At 46.3% G+C, this 20,225-nt stretch carries 19 protein-coding genes; 3 read left to right on the top strand and 16 right to left on the bottom strand.

Features of this window, described 5'->3' with window-relative positions; all coding sequences use genetic code 11:
- Positions 1 to 179: 179 nt before the first annotated feature.
- From BLS64_RS12280 to BLS64_RS12215, 14 genes are all read right to left on the bottom strand, one after another.
- Positions 180 to 629 carry a GatB/YqeY domain-containing protein gene (locus BLS64_RS12280; RefSeq protein ID WP_093113833.1) on the bottom strand — a complete coding sequence of 150 codons (450 nt, stop codon included), beginning with the start codon at positions 627 to 629 and terminating at the stop codon, positions 180 to 182.
- A 93-nt stretch (positions 630 to 722) separates the two neighbouring features.
- Positions 723 to 2,687 carry a cell division protein FtsZ gene (gene ftsZ, locus BLS64_RS12275; protein WP_093113834.1) on the bottom strand — a complete coding sequence of 655 codons (1,965 nt, stop codon included), beginning with the start codon at positions 2,685 to 2,687 and terminating at the stop codon, positions 723 to 725.
- Positions 2,688 to 2,748: 61 nt separating this feature from the next.
- Positions 2,749 to 4,095 (bottom strand): cell division protein FtsA, encoded by a 1,347-nt coding sequence (gene ftsA / locus BLS64_RS12270; protein WP_093113835.1) that lies wholly within the window; start codon positions 4,093 to 4,095, stop codon positions 2,749 to 2,751.
- Positions 4,096 to 4,098: 3 nt separating this feature from the next.
- The gene (locus BLS64_RS12265; RefSeq protein ID WP_093113837.1) at positions 4,099 to 4,815 is read right to left on the bottom strand and encodes a cell division protein FtsQ/DivIB; all 717 of its coding nucleotides are present in this window, start codon (positions 4,813 to 4,815) and stop codon (positions 4,099 to 4,101) included.
- Positions 4,805 to 6,160, bottom strand: a complete 1,356-nt coding sequence (gene murC / locus BLS64_RS12260; protein ID WP_093113838.1) for a UDP-N-acetylmuramate--L-alanine ligase — start codon at positions 6,158 to 6,160, stop codon at positions 4,805 to 4,807. Before murC ends, BLS64_RS12265 begins: the two co-directional genes overlap by 11 nt.
- A 9-nt stretch (positions 6,161 to 6,169) precedes the next feature.
- A complete protein-coding gene (murG, locus tag BLS64_RS12255; RefSeq protein WP_093113840.1) occupies positions 6,170 to 7,264 on the bottom strand; it encodes an undecaprenyldiphospho-muramoylpentapeptide beta-N-acetylglucosaminyltransferase in 1,095 nt (364 codons plus the stop codon).
- A complete protein-coding gene (locus tag BLS64_RS12250; protein WP_093113841.1) occupies positions 7,261 to 8,469 on the bottom strand; it encodes an FtsW/RodA/SpoVE family cell cycle protein in 1,209 nt (402 codons plus the stop codon). The genes murG and BLS64_RS12250 overlap by 4 nt, the downstream gene beginning before the upstream one ends.
- A gap of 28 nt (positions 8,470 to 8,497) precedes the next feature.
- Complete coding sequence (gene murD / locus BLS64_RS12245; protein WP_093113842.1) at positions 8,498 to 9,859, bottom strand: UDP-N-acetylmuramoyl-L-alanine--D-glutamate ligase; 1,362 nt, start codon at positions 9,857 to 9,859, stop codon at positions 8,498 to 8,500.
- A 1-nt stretch (position 9,860) separates the two neighbouring features.
- The gene (mraY, locus tag BLS64_RS12240; protein ID WP_093113844.1) at positions 9,861 to 11,105 is read right to left on the bottom strand and encodes a phospho-N-acetylmuramoyl-pentapeptide-transferase; all 1,245 of its coding nucleotides are present in this window, start codon (positions 11,103 to 11,105) and stop codon (positions 9,861 to 9,863) included.
- A gap of 33 nt (positions 11,106 to 11,138) precedes the next feature.
- Positions 11,139 to 12,602, bottom strand: a complete 1,464-nt coding sequence (locus BLS64_RS12235; RefSeq protein WP_093113845.1) for a UDP-N-acetylmuramoyl-L-alanyl-D-glutamate--2,6-diaminopimelate ligase — start codon at positions 12,600 to 12,602, stop codon at positions 11,139 to 11,141.
- On the bottom strand, positions 12,599 to 14,605 hold the full coding sequence (locus BLS64_RS12230) for a penicillin-binding protein (RefSeq protein ID WP_093113847.1): 2,007 nt from the start codon (positions 14,603 to 14,605) through the stop codon (positions 12,599 to 12,601). Before BLS64_RS12230 ends, BLS64_RS12235 begins: the two co-directional genes overlap by 4 nt.
- A gap of 7 nt (positions 14,606 to 14,612) precedes the next feature.
- Positions 14,613 to 14,930 carry an FtsL-like putative cell division protein gene (locus tag BLS64_RS12225; RefSeq protein ID WP_093113849.1) on the bottom strand — a complete coding sequence of 106 codons (318 nt, stop codon included), beginning with the start codon at positions 14,928 to 14,930 and terminating at the stop codon, positions 14,613 to 14,615.
- A gap of 14 nt (positions 14,931 to 14,944) precedes the next feature.
- Positions 14,945 to 15,841: a 16S rRNA (cytosine(1402)-N(4))-methyltransferase RsmH gene (gene rsmH, locus BLS64_RS12220; protein ID WP_093113850.1), complete on the bottom strand. Its 897-nt coding sequence runs from the start codon at positions 15,839 to 15,841 to the stop codon at positions 14,945 to 14,947.
- Positions 15,828 to 16,295, bottom strand: coding sequence for a division/cell wall cluster transcriptional repressor MraZ (locus BLS64_RS12215; RefSeq protein WP_093113852.1), 468 nt, complete (start codon positions 16,293 to 16,295; stop codon positions 15,828 to 15,830). The genes rsmH and BLS64_RS12215 overlap by 14 nt, the downstream gene beginning before the upstream one ends.
- 286 nt (positions 16,296 to 16,581) lie before the next feature.
- Here BLS64_RS12215 and BLS64_RS12205 point away from each other — a divergent pair, with 286 nt between their 5' ends.
- On the top strand, positions 16,582 to 17,346 hold the full coding sequence (locus tag BLS64_RS12205; RefSeq protein ID WP_093113855.1) for an alpha/beta fold hydrolase: 765 nt from the start codon (positions 16,582 to 16,584) through the stop codon (positions 17,344 to 17,346).
- 4 nt (positions 17,347 to 17,350) lie between these two features.
- Positions 17,351 to 17,953 carry a ribosome biogenesis GTP-binding protein YihA/YsxC gene (gene yihA / locus BLS64_RS12200; protein ID WP_093113856.1) on the top strand — a complete coding sequence of 201 codons (603 nt, stop codon included), beginning with the start codon at positions 17,351 to 17,353 and terminating at the stop codon, positions 17,951 to 17,953.
- Positions 17,954 to 17,983: 30 nt separating this feature from the next.
- On the opposite strand, the gene gldC is transcribed toward yihA, so the two are convergent.
- Positions 17,984 to 18,322 carry a gliding motility protein GldC gene (gene gldC, locus BLS64_RS12195; RefSeq protein ID WP_093113858.1) on the bottom strand — a complete coding sequence of 113 codons (339 nt, stop codon included), beginning with the start codon at positions 18,320 to 18,322 and terminating at the stop codon, positions 17,984 to 17,986.
- A complete protein-coding gene (gldB, locus tag BLS64_RS12190; protein WP_093113859.1) occupies positions 18,322 to 19,281 on the bottom strand; it encodes a gliding motility lipoprotein GldB in 960 nt (319 codons plus the stop codon). Before gldB ends, gldC begins: the two co-directional genes overlap by 1 nt.
- Positions 19,282 to 19,385: 104 nt before the next feature.
- On the opposite strand from gldB, the gene nadE reads away from it, so the two are divergent.
- Complete coding sequence (gene nadE / locus BLS64_RS12185) at positions 19,386 to 20,174, top strand: NAD(+) synthase (RefSeq protein WP_093113861.1); 789 nt, start codon at positions 19,386 to 19,388, stop codon at positions 20,172 to 20,174.
- The last annotated feature ends 51 nt before the right edge of the window (positions 20,175 to 20,225 follow it).

The following is a 20,225-nucleotide window of genomic DNA, read 5'->3' as shown; positions in this document are numbered from 1 at the left end:
CTGTTAAACAATACCGGTAAAAACCTTAACAAGCTGACAAACAGTAAAATATCAACACGAAAAACATAATACTGGCCTGGAATTGTATCAAACTGTTTATCGCCAATTGGTAGGAAACCTTCAGGCAAAAAAAAACCCTGCTAAGCAGGGGTTTCTTTACGATCTATTCTTTTTCTTATTTAAGCAAGCTTCTTCTTTACGATCATAGAAATGGTCTTGCCGTCAGCTTTTCCAGCAAGCTCCTTGGAAGCGATTCCCATCACTTTCCCCATGCCCTGCATGCCGGTGGCGCCGGTCTTGGCTATTATTGCCTCCACCTCTTTTTCGATCTCTTCTTCGCTCATTTGCTCCGGAAGAAAGCTTTCTATCACCGCTGCCTGGTCAAGCTCGGGCTGGGCCAGGTCTTCTCTCCCCTGCTCCTTGTAAATGGCCGCGCTTTCCTTACGCTGTTTTACCAGCTTCTGTAACAGCTTAAGCTCTTCGTCCTCATTAAGGCCGTCCTTACCCGCGGCATTGGTCTGCGCCAGCAGGATCGCACTTTTCACGGCTCTAAGAGCCTCCAGTTTATTGCTGTCTTTGGCCCGCATAGCAGCCTTCATCTCGGTCATTACTTTTTCCTGTAAACTCATTTTAAGCTTGGATTTATTTAGTGCGAAGATAAAAATAAAACCCGAATCCCTGGGGATGGATTCGGGTTTAAGGGGGGACTAATATTGGTTAGATTAGTCTACATTATCGTGTAAAAAGGAATTGTTGGTCCTGAACCTGATCTCGTCATCATCACCAGTATTTAGGCTGGTTCTGGAGATCTTTTCCTCCCCTGGTCGGGAATTGTCAAGATTGATTCCCTGACGCTTATAAGCAGGTTGTTTTTCGATCTCATCGATCTTTGAAATGTTGTTCCTGAACTTGTAATTAAACTCCTTCATTTTCGCCCTTCTTTCCGCGGCCCTTTTTACCAAAGTTTCGTTGATAGGATTGTTGAAAGGATCATCGTCCTCCTCCTGATTCTCTTTCTTTTCGGGCTTAGGTGCCGGTTTTGCCGGTTGAGGTTCCTGGTATGCAGGCTTGCTCATTTCGGGCTCCGGTTGCTTCTCTTCTTTTTTAGGAGCAGTGTTCTTAGGAGTGGAATTCAGCATCTCCTCTACTTCCATATAGTCGCTAAGAGAATACCTGGTCACCCCGTTCTGATCTCTCTGTGCAGCACGTTCCTTCGGCTTATTTTGCTCTCTGCTGTCTGACTCCTCGTCAAAAAGCCTGTGCACCACTTTCTTTGGCTCCTGCTGTTTAGGAGTCTCCATGCGTGGCTCTTCTTCAGGCTCCTGTTGCTCTTCCTGGTTCTTTGGAAAATCAAAGGTGAACATGAACTGCTCCTGGTTATCTGGCTCTACCATTTCAGGATCGGTCACCTCAATGTCATTCACCGCATCGGTGATAATGAACTCGTCTTCTGAAGGTTCTACTTCTTCGTAATCTACGGCCATATTTCGCACTTCTTCCGAAGTATGGTTACTCTCCGGCTCCTTATCTTCCTCTTCCTCCTCTAAAGAAAGCGTGTGAACGATCTTCTTTTCCTCCTCCTTTTTAGGGGCAGGCTGGTAAGTTGAAGATGTCTTTTTTGGAGAAAGCTCGTGTTCGGCCCTTTGCTCATCCTCCAGCGTGTGGATGATCTTCTTTGCTTCGGTATTTACGATCTCATTTTGTTGCTCCACATCAAAACCCGTGGCGATGATGGTAACCGAAATAGATTCATCAAGACTCTCATCTTCTCCAACCCCCATGATAATGTTGGCACTGTGACCGGCCTCTGCCTGAATGTGATCACTTATTTCTCCTATCTCATCAATGGTGATCTCTTCGGAACCAGAAATGATAAGCAGCAATACATTTTTAGCTCCGGTGATCTTGTTGTCATTAAGAAGTGGTGAATCCAGCGCTTTGCTGATGGCATCGGTGGCACGGTTAGCTCCCGAAGCCTGTGCAGACCCCATAATGGCCGTTCCGCTATTGCTCAATACGGTCTTGGCATCACGCAAGTCAATGTTTTGTGTATAGTGATGAGTAATTACTTCTGCAATTCCGCGAGAAGCAGTAGCAAGCACCTCATCGGCTTTTGAGAATCCCGCTTTGAAACCAAGGTTACCATAAACTTCGCGCAGCTTGTTATTGTTGATCACGATAAGTGAATCACAATGGTTTCTCAGGTTTTCAACTCCCACCTGTGCCTGTTCGTTTCGGGTTCTTCCCTCGAACTGGAAAGGAATGGTCACAATACCTACCGTAAGGATTCCCATATCCTTGGCCTGCTTCGCGATGATAGGCGCCGCACCGGTACCGGTACCACCTCCCATTCCGGCAGTCACAAATACCATTTTGGTATTGGAATTCAGCATTCCCTTGATGTCGTCAAAGCTTTCCACGGCAGCTTTTTCCCCTACCTGCGGATCGGCTCCCGCGCCAAGACCTTCGGTGGTACTTACACCAAGCTGAATCTTGTTGGGAACCGGGCTGTTCTCAAGGGCCTGGGCGTCTGTGTTGCAGATCACGAAATCAACTCCTTTGATTCCCTGTTGGAACATGTGATTGATCGCGTTGCTACCTCCTCCGCCAACACCAATAACTTTGATTACGTTCGATTGATTCTTTGGGAGATCGAATGAAATGTTTCCGAATTCTGTGCTGCTCATAAATTCTGTTTTACTGGTTCTTTACTTCTTTTTCTTTTCTTCATAGTATTTTATTTGCCGCTTATTCGGCGTTGTCTAAAAAATCCTTGAATTTTTCAAACCATTTTTCAAATATTGTTCTGCGCGGCTGGCTTATTGTCTGGTGTTCCTGCGGATCCTTTTCTTCTTCCTCCTCATAGTCGTGCATTTCGCTCCTGGCCTCCTCTTCGGCTGCCTCTTCCATTAATTCTTCCTGCGGCTGTTTCTTAACGATCTCAAGGCTGTTCAGCACAAGTCCTACTGCCGTGGCATAAACAGGACTGGTCGTTTCCACATCACTGTCTCCTGCCAAATGTTCGTTAGGATATCCAATTCTGGTATCCATTCCGGTGATGTATTCTACCAGCTGCTTGATATGCTTCAGCTGCGCTCCACCACCTGTCAAGACGATCCCTGCGATTAATTTTTTCTTTTGCTCTTCGTGTCCGTAATTCTTTATTTCCAGGAAAACCTGCTCAATGATCTCCACCACTCTCGCATGAATGATCTTTGAAAGGTTCTTCAAAGTGATCTCTTTTGGCTCCCTTCCTCTCAATCCGGGAATGGAAACTATCTCGTTATCCTTGTTCTCTCCCGGCCATGCAGATCCGAATTTCACCTTCAGCAGCTCGGCCTGTTTTTCAATAATGGAACAGCCTTCCTTGATATCTTCGGTGATCACCCCTCCTCCGAATGGGATCACGGCAGTGTGCCGAATGATTCCATCCTTAAAAATGGCAAGGTCTGTAGTACCTCCTCCAATATCTACCAGGGCTACCCCGGCTTCTTTTTCTTCCTGGCTCAGCACCGCGTTAGCAGAGGCCAGCGGCTCTAAAGTAACGGCTGAAAGTTCCAGTCCGGCACTTTTCACGCAGCGCCCAATGTTCCTGATGGAAGAAACCTGGCCTACCACCACGTGGAAATTAGCCTCTAAACGGCCACCGTACATCCCAATAGGCTCCTTGATCTCGGCCTGCCCGTCTACTTTGAATTCCTGCGGAAGCACATGAATGATCTCTTCCCCAGGAAGCATCACCAGCTTATGGACCTGGTTGCACAACTGCTCAATGTCTGAAGCGTCTATCACCTCATCCGGATTCGGGCGGGTGATGTAGTCGCTGTGCTGCAGACTGCGAATGTGCTGCCCGGCGATACCCACTACCACATCTTTGATCTTGAGGCCCGAATCTGCTTCGGCTTCCTGTATGGCCTGCTGGATAGACTGAATGGTTTGCGTGATATTATTCACCACTCCCCTGTGTACCCCCAGGCTTTTTGCTTTCCCGATCCCTATGATCTCCATTTTGCCGTATTCATTCTTACGGCCGATCATGGCAACGATCTTGGTAGTCCCGATATCTAATCCTACTGCGATGTCGTTCTGTTCCATAATTTACTTTTTAGTGCATACAACCTGATCCCCAAATTGTAGGTCCACTTTTTTATAGGCATTCAGCTTTTCATCTTTCATTGCTTTGAGATAAAAAGCCTTAAAATTTCGAAATTTCGTATCTATATCTTCCACGGTTCCCAGGAGCACCTCAAAATCGAGCTGTCTTAGGCGAAGTCTGTATTTTCCGTTCTTGAGGCGGTTCAGCTCGGTTACATGTTTGGTCAAAAATTCATCATTCCTGATGTAAGTGACCAGCGGATGTATTTCCTGCAATTGATCTTCTGAAACTCCCGTTACCAGCGGCACTCGTGCCGAATAATGTTCAGATAGCGGCATTTTTAAGCCCTGTCTGTCCATATAATACGGCAGCCCTGCCATTACCCTGGCAATGGGTTTCCTCTGTGTGATCTTAGCCCCTAATTTTCCATCCACAGTCATGAAAACCTCTGCATTCTCTATCATGTCATGAGCCTCCAGGAGAGTCTCCACCCTATTCAAATCTAAAGTTTCTTTCTCTATGCTCCTGACCTTCACCTTATTTTGTATCAACAACTTATTAACCGCTTCCTCGGTGAGGTAAAGGTTCTCGCTATTGGTAAAATGCAGATTTACTTCGGAAAGTACTCGTCCGTGATTGCGCTTTTCAGCGAATGCAAATAAAAAGAACACTACGCCAATGAGCAAGAATGTTTTTATGTAATTCCAGTTAATTTTCACCTGCCATTTTTTTCTTTATTCTTTCCACTTCTTCACCAATATCGCCGGCTCCCAGAATGACCACCACTCTGGCGTCGCTGTTTTTTATCGCCTGCGGAAGCTCCTCTTTTTGAACCAGTTGCTTCTTATTATTTTCGATTTTTTCAAGCAGCCATTCTGAAGTCACCCCTTCAATGGGCTCTTCTCTCGCCGGGTAAATATCCAGCAACAACACCTCGTCAAAGAGGCTGAGGCTCCTGCCGAACTCCTCGGCAAAGTCGCGGGTACGGCTGAAAAGATGCGGCTGAAACACCGCCAGCACCTTTTTCCCCGGATGCATTTCTTTAATGGCCTGGTGCACGGCAGTGATCTCTGCCGGGTGATGGGCATAATCATCGATCAGCGCCAGTTCCTCGGTTCTTATCCTGTACGAGAACCTTCTTTGAACTCCTTTAAATGAGGCCAGGGCCCCGGCGAGTAACTCGGGGGGGGCACCGAATTCAAGTGCCATTGCCAGGGCTGTGACCGCATTTTGTAAATTATGTCTTCCCGGCAGCTGCAAACTGAAACCGGGATATGTTCTTTCTTTTGTCTTTAGATCAAAAAGGTAACTGCCGTTCTTAATCTGTACGTTTTGAGCAATAACATCTGAATCATCCTCTACTCCCACAGAAGTACCTTTAAGCGGAAGGCCGTTTGCAAAAAAGAGCTTCCCGTCTTCGGGAACCAAAGCAGCAAAAGCCCTGAAAGAATCTTTTATTTGGGAGTCTTCTCCGTAGATGTCAAGGTGATCTGCATCCATAGAAGTGATCGCAGCGATGTTTGGCGCCAGCTGTAAAAAGGACCTGTCGAATTCATCGGCCTCTACTACCATCACCTTGTCTCCCGACATAATGAGATTGGAGTCATAATTTTCGCTTATCCCTCCCAGGAAGGCTGTCACTTCTGCGCCGGTCGCCTTCAGCAGGTGCGCCAGCATGGTACTGGTAGTGGTTTTTCCGTGGGTACCGGCCACCGCAAGAGTAAAATGTCCTTTGGTGAGTTTTCCCAGCACCTCTGCCCTCTTCTCCATCTGGTAACTATCAGCTACAAAATGCAGGTATTGAGGATGTTCTTTGGGAATGGCCGGAGTGTAAACGATAAGGGATTCTTTGTCTTCCAAAATGGCTTCGGGCAGGTCTTCTACTTTTGAGGAATTGATCACCTCAATACCTTCAGCCCTTAATTGGTTGACCAGGTCTGAACTGGAACGGTCATATCCCGAAACATTATAATCCAGGGCATGGAAATAACGGGCAAGGGCGCTCATTCCTATCCCGCCGATGCCTATAAAATAAATGTTCCGTATGTTATCGTAATGCCCCATTTATGTTTTTCAGGTGACTAGTTTTTCTATCTCATCCACGATGTTGGCCGTGGCAAAAGGTTTTTCAAGTTTCTTTATGTTCCTGCCGAGACTTTCCAGTTTCTCGTCTGATTGCACCAGAGGGAAAAATATGGACCTGAAGCCCTGCTCCAAATGACTTTCTGAAAGCACCACCGCCGCGTCCTTTTCAGCGACCGACATGGCGTTCTTTGTCTGATGATCTTCTGCCACATTCGGTGACGGAATGAACACCACCGGTTTTCCAACAATGCATAGTTCAGAAACAGTACCCGCCCCGGCTCTGGAAATAATAATATCCGCAGCCGCGTAGGCCAGGTCTATTCTCTTCAGAAAATCAAATGTCTGCACAAAATCCAGTTCCCCGTGATGCTTGTATTCCTCAAAATAAAGACTGCCGGTTTGCCAAAGCACCTGCAGGTCGTTCTTTCTGAATTCCTTCAGGTTATCGTCTATCAATTCATTTATCCTTCTCGCGCCCAAGCTTCCTCCCAGAACGAGCACGGTCTTTTTGGCGGGATCTATTCCGAAGAATGCTACCGCCTCTTCCCTCTTTTTCTGAACATCGAGAAGATCCTGCCTAACCGGATTTCCTGTCAGCACGATCTTGTCTATTGGAAAGAACCGGTGCATATCGGGATACGCCGTGCAGATCACGTTGGCATCTTTGGCCAGCAATTTATTGGTAATTCCCGGATAGGAATTCTGCTCCTGAATGAGGGTTGGGATCTTGTCGCGGTTGGCCATTTGCAGCAACGGTCCGCTGGCAAAACCGCCGGTACCTATGACCACATCTGGCTTGAATTTCCTGATGATATCCCTTGCTTTCCACAGGCTCTTCACCAGCTTGACCGGGAAAAGCAGGTTTTTAACGGTTAATCTTCTCTGCAACCCACTTATCCATAATCCTTCTATAGGATAACCGGCTTCGGGAACTTTTTGCATTTCCATCCTGTCTTGCGCTCCCACAAAAAGGATATCCGCATCGGGATACCGCAACTTTATTTCGTTAGCAATAGAAATGGCCGGAAAAATGTGACCTCCCGTTCCTCCTCCCGATATGATGACTCGAATCTCTTTTTTCATATTGCTTCGCTTAAAATTTCCAGCGGATTTTCGTCATCCACTTCCAATTCCTCTTCCTGTTTCTGAATTTCTTCCTGACGTTTCGCACTAACGCTCAACACCATTCCTAAAGCCAGGCAAGTCATCCAGATAGAGGATCCCCCGCTGCTGATTAAGGGCAATGTCTGTCCCGTGACCGGGAAAAGTTCCACAGCTACCGCCATATTTACCAGCGCCTGGAAAATAATAGGCAATCCTACTCCTATCACCAGTAACTTACCGAAGATGGTGTCGGCCTTGGTGGCCACAATTATTATCCTGAAGAACAACATGAGGTAGGCCAGCATCACTCCGAAGGCGCCAATCAAGCCCATTTCTTCGACTATGATCGCGTAAATGAAATCTGAAGAGGACTGCGGAAGGAAGTTCCGCTGCACGCTCTTCCCGATTCCCACACCTGCAACCCCGCCACTGGCGATGGCTATTTTCGCTTTTTCTATCTGATAATCGGCTTCGGTATCTTCATCATTGGCAAAATTCTCTACCCTGCTTATCCAGGTATCCACCCGGTTAGGGAAAAGTCCGGGAAAAGCTTTGGCGGTCAACATGAACATAGCCAGCGCCACCACTCCAGTTCCTACCACGATTCCAATATATTTCAAAGGATATCCTCCTATGAATACCAAGACCAGCACCATAAAGAAGAGAATGGCGGTGGTAGAAAAGTTAGCCGGAAGAATAAGGCCGAGCACAAGCGCCACAGGCACCCATAACGGCAGGATCGACTCCTGGAAACTAAAGGTTTTATCTTTCATCTTCGCCATATACCTCGCCACGTAGGTCAATAATACTACCGAAGCCAGCGTGGAGGTCTGGAAGGTCTTGTTAATGAAGGGAATGGAGATCCACCTACTGGCATTAGCCCCGTCTATCACCATTCCCTGGGAAACGGTATAGACCAGCAGCAGGACCAGCACAGGTAACATAAGGATCGAGATCCCGATGAAATATCGGTAGGGTACTTTATGCACAAAGAACATGATCACAAAGCCCAGGAACAAATAGATGAAGTGGTTTACCAGGTATTGAAAAGTGCTTCCGTCTCCATATAAATAGGCAAGGTTGCTACTCGCGCTGTAGACCGGCAAAAACGAAAATATTGCCAACAGGCCGGCAGACGCCCAAATAGCTTTGTCACCTTTTATCCTGGAAAAAACGTTGCTCATTAATGTTCTTCTTTAAAACTTTTACTTCTTATAGATTACGTACAGCCTCTTTGAACTGTCTGCCCCTGTCTTCATAATTTTTGAACAGGTCGAAACTGGCACATGCAGGGGAAAGCAGTACGCTGTCACCTTTTTCGGCAAGCTTGTACGCTTCTTTCACCGCGTCTTCCATGCTGCGCGTCTCTACTATGACATCCACACAGTTGCCAAAGGCGCTAAGGATCGGCTCGTTATTCACCCCGAGACATACTATGGCTTTCACTTTCTCATTTACCAGCGGCAAAAGCTCCGCGTAGTTATTCCCTTTATCCACACCTCCTACTATCCAGATGGTTTCTGCGTCCATACTCTCAAGAGCATAGTAGGTGGCATTGACGTTCGTAGCCTTGGAATCATTGATGTACTGAACGTTGTTTATTTTAAGCACTTTTTCAAGCCGGTGCTCCACGCCCTGGAAATTGGAAAGGCTTTCTCTAATTGTCTCTTTCCTTATGCGCAGTAATTGTGCAACGGTAGCTGCTGCCATGGCGTTCTTGGCATTGTGTTTTCCCTCAAGGGTTAGATCTGATGTTGGCATTGTTATTTGGGTATTTTCAAGGCTGATTATGATTTGTTCATCTTTGATGTAAGCGCCCGGAATCACTTCCTTCTGAAGCGAAAAAGGCAGTTTTTGAGACCTTATCGGGTTTTCCCGAAGCCATTTGGTAATTATTTCATCATCGGCGTCATATATAAAGTAATCTTCTTCTGTTTGGTTCATGGTGATCCTGAACTTGGAAGCGATATAATTGTCAAAGTTGTGCCGATACCTGTCCAGGTGATCGGGCGTGATGTTGGTGAGCACCGCGATATGCGGACAAAACTCTTCTATACCGTCCAGCTGAAAACTGCTTAGCTCCAGCACGTAATGATCCACATCGGTCTCGGCAACTTGTCGTGCAAAACTCTGCCCCACATTACCGGCCATGCCCACTTTTAATCCCCCGTTCTTCAAAATGAAATGGGTGAACTTGGTGGTGGTGGTCTTCCCGTTGCTGCCGGTGATCCCAATGATATTGGCATTGGTGAATCTCGAAGCGAATTCGATTTCAGAAATAACTGGGATTCCCTTTCCTCTTATCAGGTTCACCAGTGGTGCATCTTCGGGAATTCCCGGACTTTTCATAACCAGGTCGGCTGTTAGGATCCTCTCTTCGGAATGGTTTTCCTCTTCCCACTCTATCTCATGCTCGTCCAGCAGCTGCCTGTAATTCTCGGCGATCTTTCCTTTATCTGAAACAAAGACGGTATAACCTTCCTTCTTTCCGAGGATGGCCGTACCCACACCGCTTTCTCCTCCGCCAAGGATGGCGAGGAACTGATGCCGGTTATGTCCTTGTTCGTTATTCATGTTATCTTATCTTCAGCGTTACTATGGTCACAATGGCCAGGAAGATCCCAATGATCCAGAACCTCACCACGATCTTGCTTTCATGAAAGCCTGCTTTCTGAAAATGATGGTGCAAAGGCGACATTAGAAAGACCCGTCTTCCTTCTCCATACTTCTTTCGGGTATACTTGAACCAGCCCACCTGCATTACCACAGATAAATTCTCTATTAAGAACACTCCGCATAAAATGGGGATCAGTAATTCTTTTCTGGTGGCCAGCGCCAGCACGGCGATGATCCCGCCAATGGTAAGACTTCCCGTATCGCCCATAAACACCTGGGCAGGAAAGGTGTTGTACCAAAGGAATCCGACCAAAGCCCCCGCAAAGGCCGAAATGTATATGGTCATTTCCCCCGTTCTGGGGATGTACATCACGTTGAGGTAATCTGAAAAAATGATGTTACCTGAAACCCAGGCGAAAAGCCCAAGCGTGAGCACAATTATGGCCGAGGTCCCTGCCGCGAGTCCGTCGATCCCATCGGTAAGATTGGCCCCGTTAGACACGGCGGTCACGATAAAGATCACAATAGGTATAAAGATCAGCCACGCGTACTTTGACCATTCCGGGTTGATCCAGGTGATGAGACTCGCATAGTCGAACTCGTTATTCTTCACGAACGGGATGGTGGTCTTGGTTGATTTTTCTTCGGGCGTGACCTCGATTTTTTCACTTTCTGCGGAAGAGATCAGCTCCACCGCAGTAGCCGAAAGCGGCACCTGCGGATTCTCCTTTATGGTAATGTCCGGGTGAAAGAAGAGCGTAGCTCCCACGATCACTCCAAGACCTACCTGGCCAAATACTTTAAATATACCTTTCAGGCCTTCTTTATCCTTCCGAAAGGTCTTGATATAGTCATCCAGAAATCCGATAGCCCCCATCCAGAGAGTGGTAACAATAAGCAGGATGACATAAATATTGTTGAGCTTAGCGAACAGCAACACCGGGATCAAAGTAGCGATGATAATAATAATACCTCCCATAGTCGGAGTACCCGCTTTTTCGGTCTGCCCTTCCAGGCCAAGGTCCCGAACGCTCTCGCCTATTTGCTGCCTGGAAAGGTAATTTATGATCCTTTTTCCATAGATGGTAGAAATACCTAGCGAAAAAATAATGGCCATCGCAGACCTGAAGGAGATGTACTGGTAGAGCAGCTCCCCGGGGAAGGTGTAGTTTTTTTCCAGATATTCAAATAAGTGGTACAACATATTCTTATACTTCTTCTCTCGCGCTGAAGAGAACTATTTATTTAATTCTTTTAAAAATTCGGTCACGATCTTGAGGTCGTCAAAATCCTTTCTTTCCCCGTTTATTTCCTGATACGTCTCATGCCCTTTTCCGGCGATGAGGATGATATCTTTTTTCTCTGCCATTTGGCATGCAGCCTTTATCGCCTGTCTGCGATTGGTGACCGACATGATCTTTTTGAAATTTTGCGGCTCCACTCCTTCTTCGATCTCTTCAATGATCTTATCTGGATCTTCTGTCCTGGGATTATCGCTGGTAAAGATAACTTTGGTGCTCAGAGCCGAAGCGATATGTCCCATTTTTGGCCTTTTGGTGCGGTCGCGATCTCCGCCGCATCCTACCACCGTGATCAATTCCTCATTTTTCGTCCGTATGCTGTTGATGGTCTCCAGTACGTTCTGTAAGGCATCTGGCGTGTGGGCATAATCAACGATGGCCGTGATCTTTCCTTCGGAAATGTAATACTGAAACCTTCCGCTTACCGCTTCCAGTTCACTGATATGCCTCAGGCTTTCCACGGTTTGCAATCCGAGTAATTCCGAAGCGGCGAAAATAGCCAGCACGTTATAGGCATTGAAGTTTCCTATCAGCTTGGTCCACACCTCGTGATCGTTCACCTTCAGCAGCAAACCGCCAAAATCATTTTCCAGGATCTGCGCCTTGTAGTCGGCAACCGACTTAAGGGCGTAAGTGTATTTTTTAGCCTTTGTATTTTGAAGCATCACCTTCCCATTCTTGTCATCTGCATTGGTAAGTGCAAAGGCCGAAGCAGGGAGTTGGTCAAAAAAGGCTTTTTTCACATCCCTGTATTCGGCAAAAGTATTGTGGTAATCCAGATGTTCGTGCGTAAGATTGGTGAAGATCCCTCCGGCAAAATGAAGTCCGGTAGTTCTATGCTGCGCGATCCCGTGGCTGCTCACTTCCATGAAACAATATTCTACCCCGGCTTCGTTCATCTTTTTCAGATAACTGTTGATGGTTACTGAATCTGGGGTAGTGTGAGTGGCTTTGAAGGTCTCCTCCCCCACACGTATCTGTACAGTAGAAAGCAGCCCCACCTTGAACCCGGCTTTTGTAAATAACTGGTATAAAAGGGAAGCCACAGTGGTCTTTCCATTGGTACCGGTAACCCCAACCAGTTTCAGGTTTTTTGAGGGGTCATCATAAAAATTGGCGGCCATATAAGCCAGGGCCTGTTGTGAATCTTTCACCTGCACATAAGTGATCCCGTTCACGGTATTTTTAGGCATCTCCTCACAAATTACAGCCAAAGCCCCCTGTTCTATCGCCTTTTCTATAAAGCGGTGCCCGTCTGAAAGGGTTCCTTTAATGGCAACAAAAACATCATTAAAAGAGACCTTTCTGGAATCAAAATGGATCTCATTCACGGTCACAGCCGTATTGCCCACCACTGCTTCAAGGGAAACTCTATATAATATGTCTTTTAATAACTTCAACCTAAAATCAATTTTACTATTTGGTCCTTAGAAATTTTGCTTCCCGGGCTTATGGATTGCCGCTTTACTTCCCCACTTCCCGAAAACTGCACTCGCAGTCCCAGGTTCTCAAGAACAGAAATGGCATCCATAGCCGGCATCCCCTTTAAGTTCGGCATTATTTCCTTGTATTTTCTAGCTACAGAGAAATATTTATTATAATCTTTTTCGATCACCGGTACCACCGTATCCAGTTTGCTGAATTCATCCAGCACGGGAGTGTCGGTAAAGATCTTCTGGGCTATCCTTTTAAAAACTGGTCCGCTCACATCGGCGCCGTAATAGCCTGTGCGATAATCGGGTTTATGGATCACCACAATGCAGGAATATTTCGGCTTTTCTACCGGAAAGAATCCTACAAAAGAGGAAATGTATCGTGGATTTTTAGGCCAGTCCTTCATCCAATATTCGGTCTGCGCGGTTCCCGTTTTTCCCGCCATTGAAAAATGAGGTTCGTAGAGACTTTTTCCTGTACCACGCTCTACCACGTTCTTCATCATTTCTTTTACCTTCTCCACGGTCTCCGGGCTGCAAATAGCCGGATCGATCACTTTCTTTTCGAATTTCTCCACCGTGCGATCCCACTCCTTCACTTCTTTTATGAAACGTGGTTTTACCATTTCCCCGCCATTGGCAATGGCGTTGTAGAAGGTAAGGGTCTGCAAGGGAGTAAGCTGGATACTTCCGTACCCGTATGCCATCCAGGGCAATGAAAGACCGCTCCAGGTCTTATCTCCGGGAGCAGGAATATAGGGCTCCCCTTCTCCTTTGATGGCTAATCCCAGTTCTTCATGCAAATGCATATCTTTTAAACCGTCAACGAACTGCTGCGGCTTGTCCTTATAATTATCGTAGATCAATTTTACCAGCCCCACGTTAGAGGAAACTTCGAAAGCCTTGGCTGCGGAGATCTTTCCGTAGCCGCCCCGGTGGGAATCCCGCACCTTTCGGCCGTAGATGGTCATGATCCCGTTATCTGTATCTACCACGGTGCTGGTGTCGATCACTTTATCTTCAAGCGCCACGATCATGGCCATAAGTTTAAAGGTAGATCCCGGCTCGTGAGATTCACCCACGGCGTAATTCAGTTTTTCAAAATAAGTGCCTTCAGAAGTGCGCCCCAGGTTAGAGATCGCCTTGATCTCGCCCGTTTCGGTTTCCATCACCACTACAGATCCGTGATCGGCCTCATATTTTTCAAGCTGCCGCAGCAACGCGTGATGAGCGATGTCCTGTATCTTAACATCAATGGTCGAAATAAGGTCGTAGCCATCTTTCGGCTCTACCTCATTGTTATCACTAATAGGCTTCCACTGGCCTTTGGCGATCTTTTGCTTAAGGCGTCGGCCTTCCTTCCCTCTAAGGTAAGGACCAAAAGCGCCTTCCAGTCCCACCCGGGTGTAGTATCCGCTGTCATCCTGGCGCTCATAACCTACGGTGCGCTCACCCATTTTTCCTAACGGATGCTCCCTCACTGTACGCTGCTCCACGATTATCCCTCCGCGGTTAGAACCCAATCTGAACATTGGAAAATTCTTGATCCTGATGTATTCTGAATATCCAAGGTTGCGGGCGATTAGGAAATAACGGTGCTTGTTGGCCCGGGCCGTGCGCAAGGTCTTCGCATAATGCGCGCTTGATTTTCCGAACATCTTTGACAATTCTTCGGAAAGAGGAAGAAGGTTTTCCTCAAAATTTTTATCTGATACTGTAACCGCGTCAAACCTGATGTCATATTTAGGCACAGAAGTGGCCAGCAGGTTTCCGCCGGCATCATACAGGTTCCCGCGGTTGGCAGGAATGACAAAATTCTTGTAGGTGCGCTGCTGGGCGATCTGCTCATACTTATCCCCTTCCAGGAACTGAATGTCCAGCAGTTTTACCCCCACGCCAATGGCCAGCAGGAGCATACATGCTGCAACGAAATAGATGCGGTACAATATGTTCTTTTCAGTGGTAGCCATTCAGCGGTTATTCTTTTTCTTTGATCACAATTTTCGTTGGCGGCACTTCAGAAGGTTTGATCCCTCTGCCTGCCATTCTTCGGCTGATGGTAGATTCCATCTTAAGCCGCATCAGGTTCGACCGCATATCCACGAACTCACTTCTCAGCTCCCTCACTTCATCATTTAGCCGAGCTATCTCGTGCACTTTTCTTTCGGCACTGTGCGAACTCCCTATCATGATAATGGCAAGCACAGTACAGAACAATATAAAACGCCAGTTATTGAACGCGTCGTTACTGACTAAAAATTTACCTTTTAATATATCGTAGATCCCTTGCTTCATTTTTCCCGCTACCGCTATATTCTTTCGGCGACACGGAGTTTGGCACTCCTCGCCCTGTTGTTCTGTTTTATTTCTTCGGAAGTAGGTACGATCAATTTCCCCACTTTCTTGAACGGCACCGAAATATTTCCGTAGAAATCCTTTTCAGGCTCCCCCTCAAACATGCCGCTCCTAATATATCTTTTCACCAACCGATCTTCCAGCGAATGGTAGGAGATCAGGCTCAGCCTGCCTCCTGGTTTCAATAGATCTTCGGTCTGCAAAAGGAATTCCTTCAACACCTCTATCTCCTGGTTCACCTCAATTCGAATTGCCTGATACACCTGCGCCAGGACCTTGTGCTCTCTGCCGGCAGGCAAAAAAGGCTGCAACACCTCTTTAAGCCGCTCACTGGTAGCGATCTCTCCTTCTTTTCTTGCAGAGACAATAGTCCTCGCGATCTTGGGAGCATTCCGAAGCTCTCCATAATTATAAAGCACATCACGCAGCTGCTTTTCCTCATACTGATTCACCACTTCAAACGCGCTCAGGTTGCTCTGCTGGTTCATTCGCATATCCAGCCTGGATTCGAAGCGAGTGGAAAATCCTCTTTCGGCCACATCGAATTGATGACTGGAAACCCCGAAGTCCCCAAGGATCCCATCCACCTTCCGCACCCCGTGAAACCTCAAAAATCTTTTTATGAACCTGAAGTTTTCATTGATCAGCGTGAACCGGTCATCATCAATGGCATTTTCAAGCGCATCCTTATCCTGGTCAAAGGCGTACAGTTTCCCTTCAGGCCCTAACCTTTTCAGGATCTCGCGCGAATGACCGCCGCCGCCAAAGGTCACATCAACATACACCCCATTAGGCTGTATGTTGAGACCGTCTACGGTCTCCTTCAGCAATACCGGATTATGATAGTTCATCTTCACCAAAATTTCCCATTACGGTCTCTGTAAGTTCAGCGAAATCCTCACCCCCGTCTATGGCACTTTCATATTTTTGTTTGTCCCAGATCTCGATGATGTTGTTCACCGAGGCAGAGAAAACGATCTCTTTTTCAATTCCAGCGAACCCGATAAGGTCTTTAGGAATAAGTAACCTCCCATTAGAATCCACCTCCACGACCTTCACGCCGGCTGTAAACTTTCTAATGAAATTATTGTTCTGTCTTTTAAACGGGTTAAGTTTTCCCACCCGCTTCATCACGTTGTTCCACTGCTCCATGGGATACAGCTCTAAACACGGTTCAAAAACCGATCTTTTGAGCACAAACCCATCCTGCAGTACCGGCAGGAGCTGCTTCTTCATAGCCGCAGGGACCATGAGCCGCCCTTTCGCGTCTACCTTGCATTCGTATGTGCCGATGAGATTTACCACAAGATCAGTTTACGAGTCAAATATATTGAAATTTAAACCACTTTTTACCACTTTTTACCACATTGTTAATAAATTTTCCCATTCCGCAAGCGAAAGTCTCAGAGAAACCAACTGCTTGAAGACGTTTCAGTTGTGGCGATTTTTTGTTAAAAAAATTATAAAGCAGAAGATTTTCGGTGTTTATAAAAATTTCAAAATCGTTTCTCAAAAATTACGAGACTAAGCTAAAATCTTTATACTTGTATCGAATTCGCTATATTTGCGAAGCTAACAGCAAAGGCAACCAATGAAAAATAATTTAAGGGAAGAAGGAAAATTCAGCTATGTAGAGGAGGGAGAAGGCACACCGATAATTATCCTGCATGGGTTAATGGGAGGTCTGAGCAATTTTGAAGGTGTTCTGGATTTTTTCCCTAAGAAAGGATATAAGGTCATCATCCTTAAACTTCCGCTTTACGAACTGTCGCTGTTGAAAACCAGCGTTGCTAATTTTGCCAAATATTTAAAGGAATTCATTGACCATAAAGCTTTTAAAGAGGTCATTTTACTCGGAAATTCCCTTGGGGGGCACATTGCCCTTTTAGGCACCAAAATGTACCCGGAATATGTAAAGGCTCTTGTCATTACCGGAAGTTCCGGTCTTTACGAAAGCGCAATGGGAGAAAGCTACCCCAAACGCGGAGATTACGAATACATCAGAAAAAAGGCCGAGAACGTATTTTACGACCCTAAAGTGGCTACCAAGGAGATCGTTGACGATGTTTTTGAAACGGTGAATGACCGCAACAAGCTTATCAAGACCCTGGCCATCGCAAAATCGGCAATTAGGCACAACATGTCAAAGGACCTCCCAAAAATGACCACACCTACCTGTATCATCTGGGGTCGAAATGACAACGTAACGCCGCCTGAAGTTGCCGAAGATTTTTACAGGTTATTACCTGATGCCGACCTGTTCTGGATCGAGAAATGCGGACACGCTGCCATGATGGAGCATCCTTCTGCTTTCAACGAGATCCTCTACAAGTGGTTGAGCGACCGTAACTACTAAGGTTATGAAGATCACATCTGCAGAGTTCGTTATCAGCAATTCTGAAGTTGCTAAATGCCCCGACAGCAGGCTGCCGGAGTACGCTTTTATTGGCAGAAGTAATGTGGGAAAATCCTCCCTCATCAACATGCTAACCGAAAGAAAGAACCTGGCAAAGACTTCGGGCCGCCCCGGGAAAACTCAGCTCATCAACCATTTTTTGATCAACAAAAGCTGGCATCTTGTGGATCTTCCGGGATATGGCTACGCACAGGTATCAAAATCAGCTAAAAAGACATTTCAGAAGTTCATCACCGCATATTTTGAGAAGCGGGAGCAAATGATCTGCGCCTTTGTTCTTATTGACAGCAGGCATAAACCTCAGCCTATTGACCTTGAATTCATGGAATGGCTGGGGGAACATCAGGTTCCCTTTTGCATCATCTATACCAAGGCCGATAAATTAAAGCCGAAGGCGCTTGAGAGGAACATCAATGATTACCAGGCAGAAATGCTGCAGACCTGGACAGAGATGCCACAGTATTTTATTACCTCTTCTTCCAGCGGAATGGGAAGAGATGAAGTCCTGGACTATATAGACAGGATCAATTCTCAATTCGCACAATAAAAAAGGCGGAAATTTCTTCCCGCCTCTCTTTTACTTTTTCTTTAGGTCCATCTTATCTGCGAAGAAGTCGCAGAAATCTTTCATGGTGTCTCGCATCTTTTCATCTTGCGTGGCGCGGTAAAAAGTATCGCTCATGGTCACCAGGGTTTGGTGAAAGAACATCTTCATATCGTCAAGCGGCATATCTTTGGTCCACAGGTCGATCTTCAGCGTTTCCTTTTGTTTAGCGTCCCACATGGAGAGTAACATAGCCTTAGCCTCCTGGTTTTCCACTCCGCCGTCTTCGGCGCTCCACTGTAGTTCTTCGGGCACCCGGTTCTCATCCAGCGCCACTTTGATATTGATATTTGATTCCTTGAATTTAGCCATCACTTACTCGGTTTATAATTTGATTGTTTAAAAATGGTCTCTTCATCTGCATGCAGCATTTCTTTTAAAGAAACCTCGTTTTTGCTCATATATTGTCTCACGATCTGCCAGCCAATGTACTGTCCCAGTCTGGCCGGTGCTTCATTATCCAGCTCCAGGTAGAACTTCGAAAATGGCGCCGGAAAAAGAAATCTCGGTCCCAGCTGCTGATCTGACGAATACAGCAGTTCTTTCTCCACAAAATAGCGCCATATCTGGTCTTCATTGGCCTGGGCCCACTCCAGTTCCTTCTCGCTGTATCCCATCCTTTCGGCCTTTGTCTTGAACGGCACTAATTTATCTTTGAGGTACAGGATCTTACCATAGTAGATCATGCTTGCCAAAAAAGAACGGGACGAAGGTCTCTTGAGCTCCGTTTCGGCAAAAGCGCCTGCCACATCCACCACGATCTGTCCTTTATTAAGGTTTTTGCTGATGTACTGCTCTATTCCCACGTACAGCTCATGATCTTCCCCCAGATAGGTGTCCAGTGCGATAAGCAGCACTTCATTGGTCCAGATCACCTGGTTGCGGTAATCCACATCAGAGGTCAGCGTAACTACTTCGGGCAGCTCACTTGCAGGAAAATAATATTTGATATGCTGAAAAAGCCTCTCCAGTTCCTCCCGGGTATCCTTCAGGTCAGGAAATTCAGAAGCAACTGCCTCATTCAGTTCCAGCTGAATGGTGTCGGTCATTTTCTCCACCCAAACAGAATCTGGGAATCGCTTAGGAAAAAGATACGGAAACTCTTTTTTCAGGTTTTCCAGGCTGTCTTCCGTAGCCATAGCAAACCGTTCATCAAATCTCGTCACTTCAAGCTCGACCGGAATTTGAGCTATTTCCTTCTCAGTTTGATCCTCTTCGACACAACTTATCAAGATTAAAAAAACAGAGCAAAAAATGAGTTTTTTCAGCATTAATCAGAATTAAGAAGGGTTTAACGGGGGAAGCTTTAAATAATTAAGCTTAAAGTTTATTTTTGTTAACAAAGATATTATTTCCAGCTTAAATCGCCCAACGAATGCAAACCGAAAAAGTTATAGAATATGTAGTGAACTGGTTAAAAGAATACGCCACCTCGGCCAAAATGAACGGGTTCGTGGTAGGCATCAGCGGCGGAATAGATTCTGCCGTTGTTTCTTCCCTGTGTGCCCGTACCGGACTCCGCACCCTATGTGTGGAACTCCCTATACACCAGGCACCTGAACAAGTCTCCAGAGGAAAACTGCATATTGAGAACCTGAAGAAAAATTTCGCCAATGTGAGCGATGTAAGAACCAATCTCACCAGTGTTTTTGAGGATTTTAAAAGAGCAGTCCCTTCTATTGAAGCCAGTCCCAAACAGGAACTTGCCCTTGCCAATACCCGGGCCAGGTTAAGGATGACCACGCTTTACTATTATGCAGGACTGCATAATTATTTGGTGGCCGGCACCGGCAATAAAGTGGAAGATTTTGGCGTTGGATTCTTTACCAAATATGGTGATGGCGGAGTGGACCTAAGTCCGCTGGCCGATCTTATGAAAAGTGAGGTCTATGAAATGGCCGGAAAAATGGGCATTATTGACGAGATCGTGAACGCCCAACCTACCGACGGGCTGTTTGGCGACAGCCGTACCGATGAAGAACAGATCGGTGCGACCTATGCCGAATTGGAATGGGCCATGGAAATGGAAGAAAAAGGAAAGACAGAAGAGGATTTTACAGGAAGAGAACAGGAAGCCTTCAGGATCTACAAGATGAGGAACAGGGCCAACAAGCATAAGATGGTACCGATCCCGGTTTGCGAGATCCCTGTTCATCTAAAATAATTGCCCTTTATCGAATAAATTGGTTCATCAAAAAATAAGGTTTTAACTTTC

Source organism: Salinimicrobium catena (assembly GCF_900102915.1).
Taxonomy (GTDB): domain Bacteria; phylum Bacteroidota; class Bacteroidia; order Flavobacteriales; family Flavobacteriaceae; genus Salinimicrobium; species Salinimicrobium catena.
Note: the sequence above shows the minus strand (reverse complement) of the source record. Positions and strands in the feature narration are given on the sequence as shown.

Excerpts from the sequence above, each read along its gene's own strand:
- BLS64_RS12280 (WP_093113833.1), bottom strand. The coding sequence starts at position 629 with ATGAGTTTACAGGAAAAAGTAATGACCGAGATGAAGGCTGCTATGCGG.
- ftsZ (WP_093113834.1), bottom strand. The coding sequence starts at position 2,687 with ATGAGCAGCACAGAATTCGGAAACATTTCATTCGATCTCCCAAAGAAT.
- ftsA (WP_093113835.1), bottom strand. The coding sequence starts at position 4,095 with ATGGAACAGAACGACATCGCAGTAGGATTAGATATCGGGACTACCAAG.
- murC (WP_093113838.1), bottom strand. The coding sequence starts at position 6,160 with ATGGGGCATTACGATAACATACGGAACATTTATTTTATAGGCATCGGC.
- murG (WP_093113840.1), bottom strand. The coding sequence starts at position 7,264 with ATGAAAAAAGAGATTCGAGTCATCATATCGGGAGGAGGAACGGGAGGT.
- BLS64_RS12250 (WP_093113841.1), bottom strand. The coding sequence starts at position 8,469 with ATGAGCAACGTTTTTTCCAGGATAAAAGGTGACAAAGCTATTTGGGCG.
- murD (WP_093113842.1), bottom strand. The coding sequence starts at position 9,859 with ATGAATAACGAACAAGGACATAACCGGCATCAGTTCCTCGCCATCCTT.
- mraY (WP_093113844.1), bottom strand. The coding sequence starts at position 11,105 with ATGTTGTACCACTTATTTGAATATCTGGAAAAAAACTACACCTTCCCC.
- BLS64_RS12230 (WP_093113847.1), bottom strand. The coding sequence starts at position 14,605 with ATGGCTACCACTGAAAAGAACATATTGTACCGCATCTATTTCGTTGCA.
- BLS64_RS12225 (WP_093113849.1), bottom strand. The coding sequence starts at position 14,930 with ATGAAGCAAGGGATCTACGATATATTAAAAGGTAAATTTTTAGTCAGT.
- rsmH (WP_093113850.1), bottom strand. The coding sequence starts at position 15,841 with ATGAACTATCATAATCCGGTATTGCTGAAGGAGACCGTAGACGGTCTC.
- BLS64_RS12205 (WP_093113855.1), top strand. The coding sequence starts at position 16,582 with ATGAAAAATAATTTAAGGGAAGAAGGAAAATTCAGCTATGTAGAGGAG.
- yihA (WP_093113856.1), top strand. The coding sequence starts at position 17,351 with ATGAAGATCACATCTGCAGAGTTCGTTATCAGCAATTCTGAAGTTGCT.
- gldC (WP_093113858.1), bottom strand. The coding sequence starts at position 18,322 with ATGGCTAAATTCAAGGAATCAAATATCAATATCAAAGTGGCGCTGGAT.
- gldB (WP_093113859.1), bottom strand. The coding sequence starts at position 19,281 with ATGCTGAAAAAACTCATTTTTTGCTCTGTTTTTTTAATCTTGATAAGT.
- nadE (WP_093113861.1), top strand. The coding sequence starts at position 19,386 with ATGCAAACCGAAAAAGTTATAGAATATGTAGTGAACTGGTTAAAAGAA.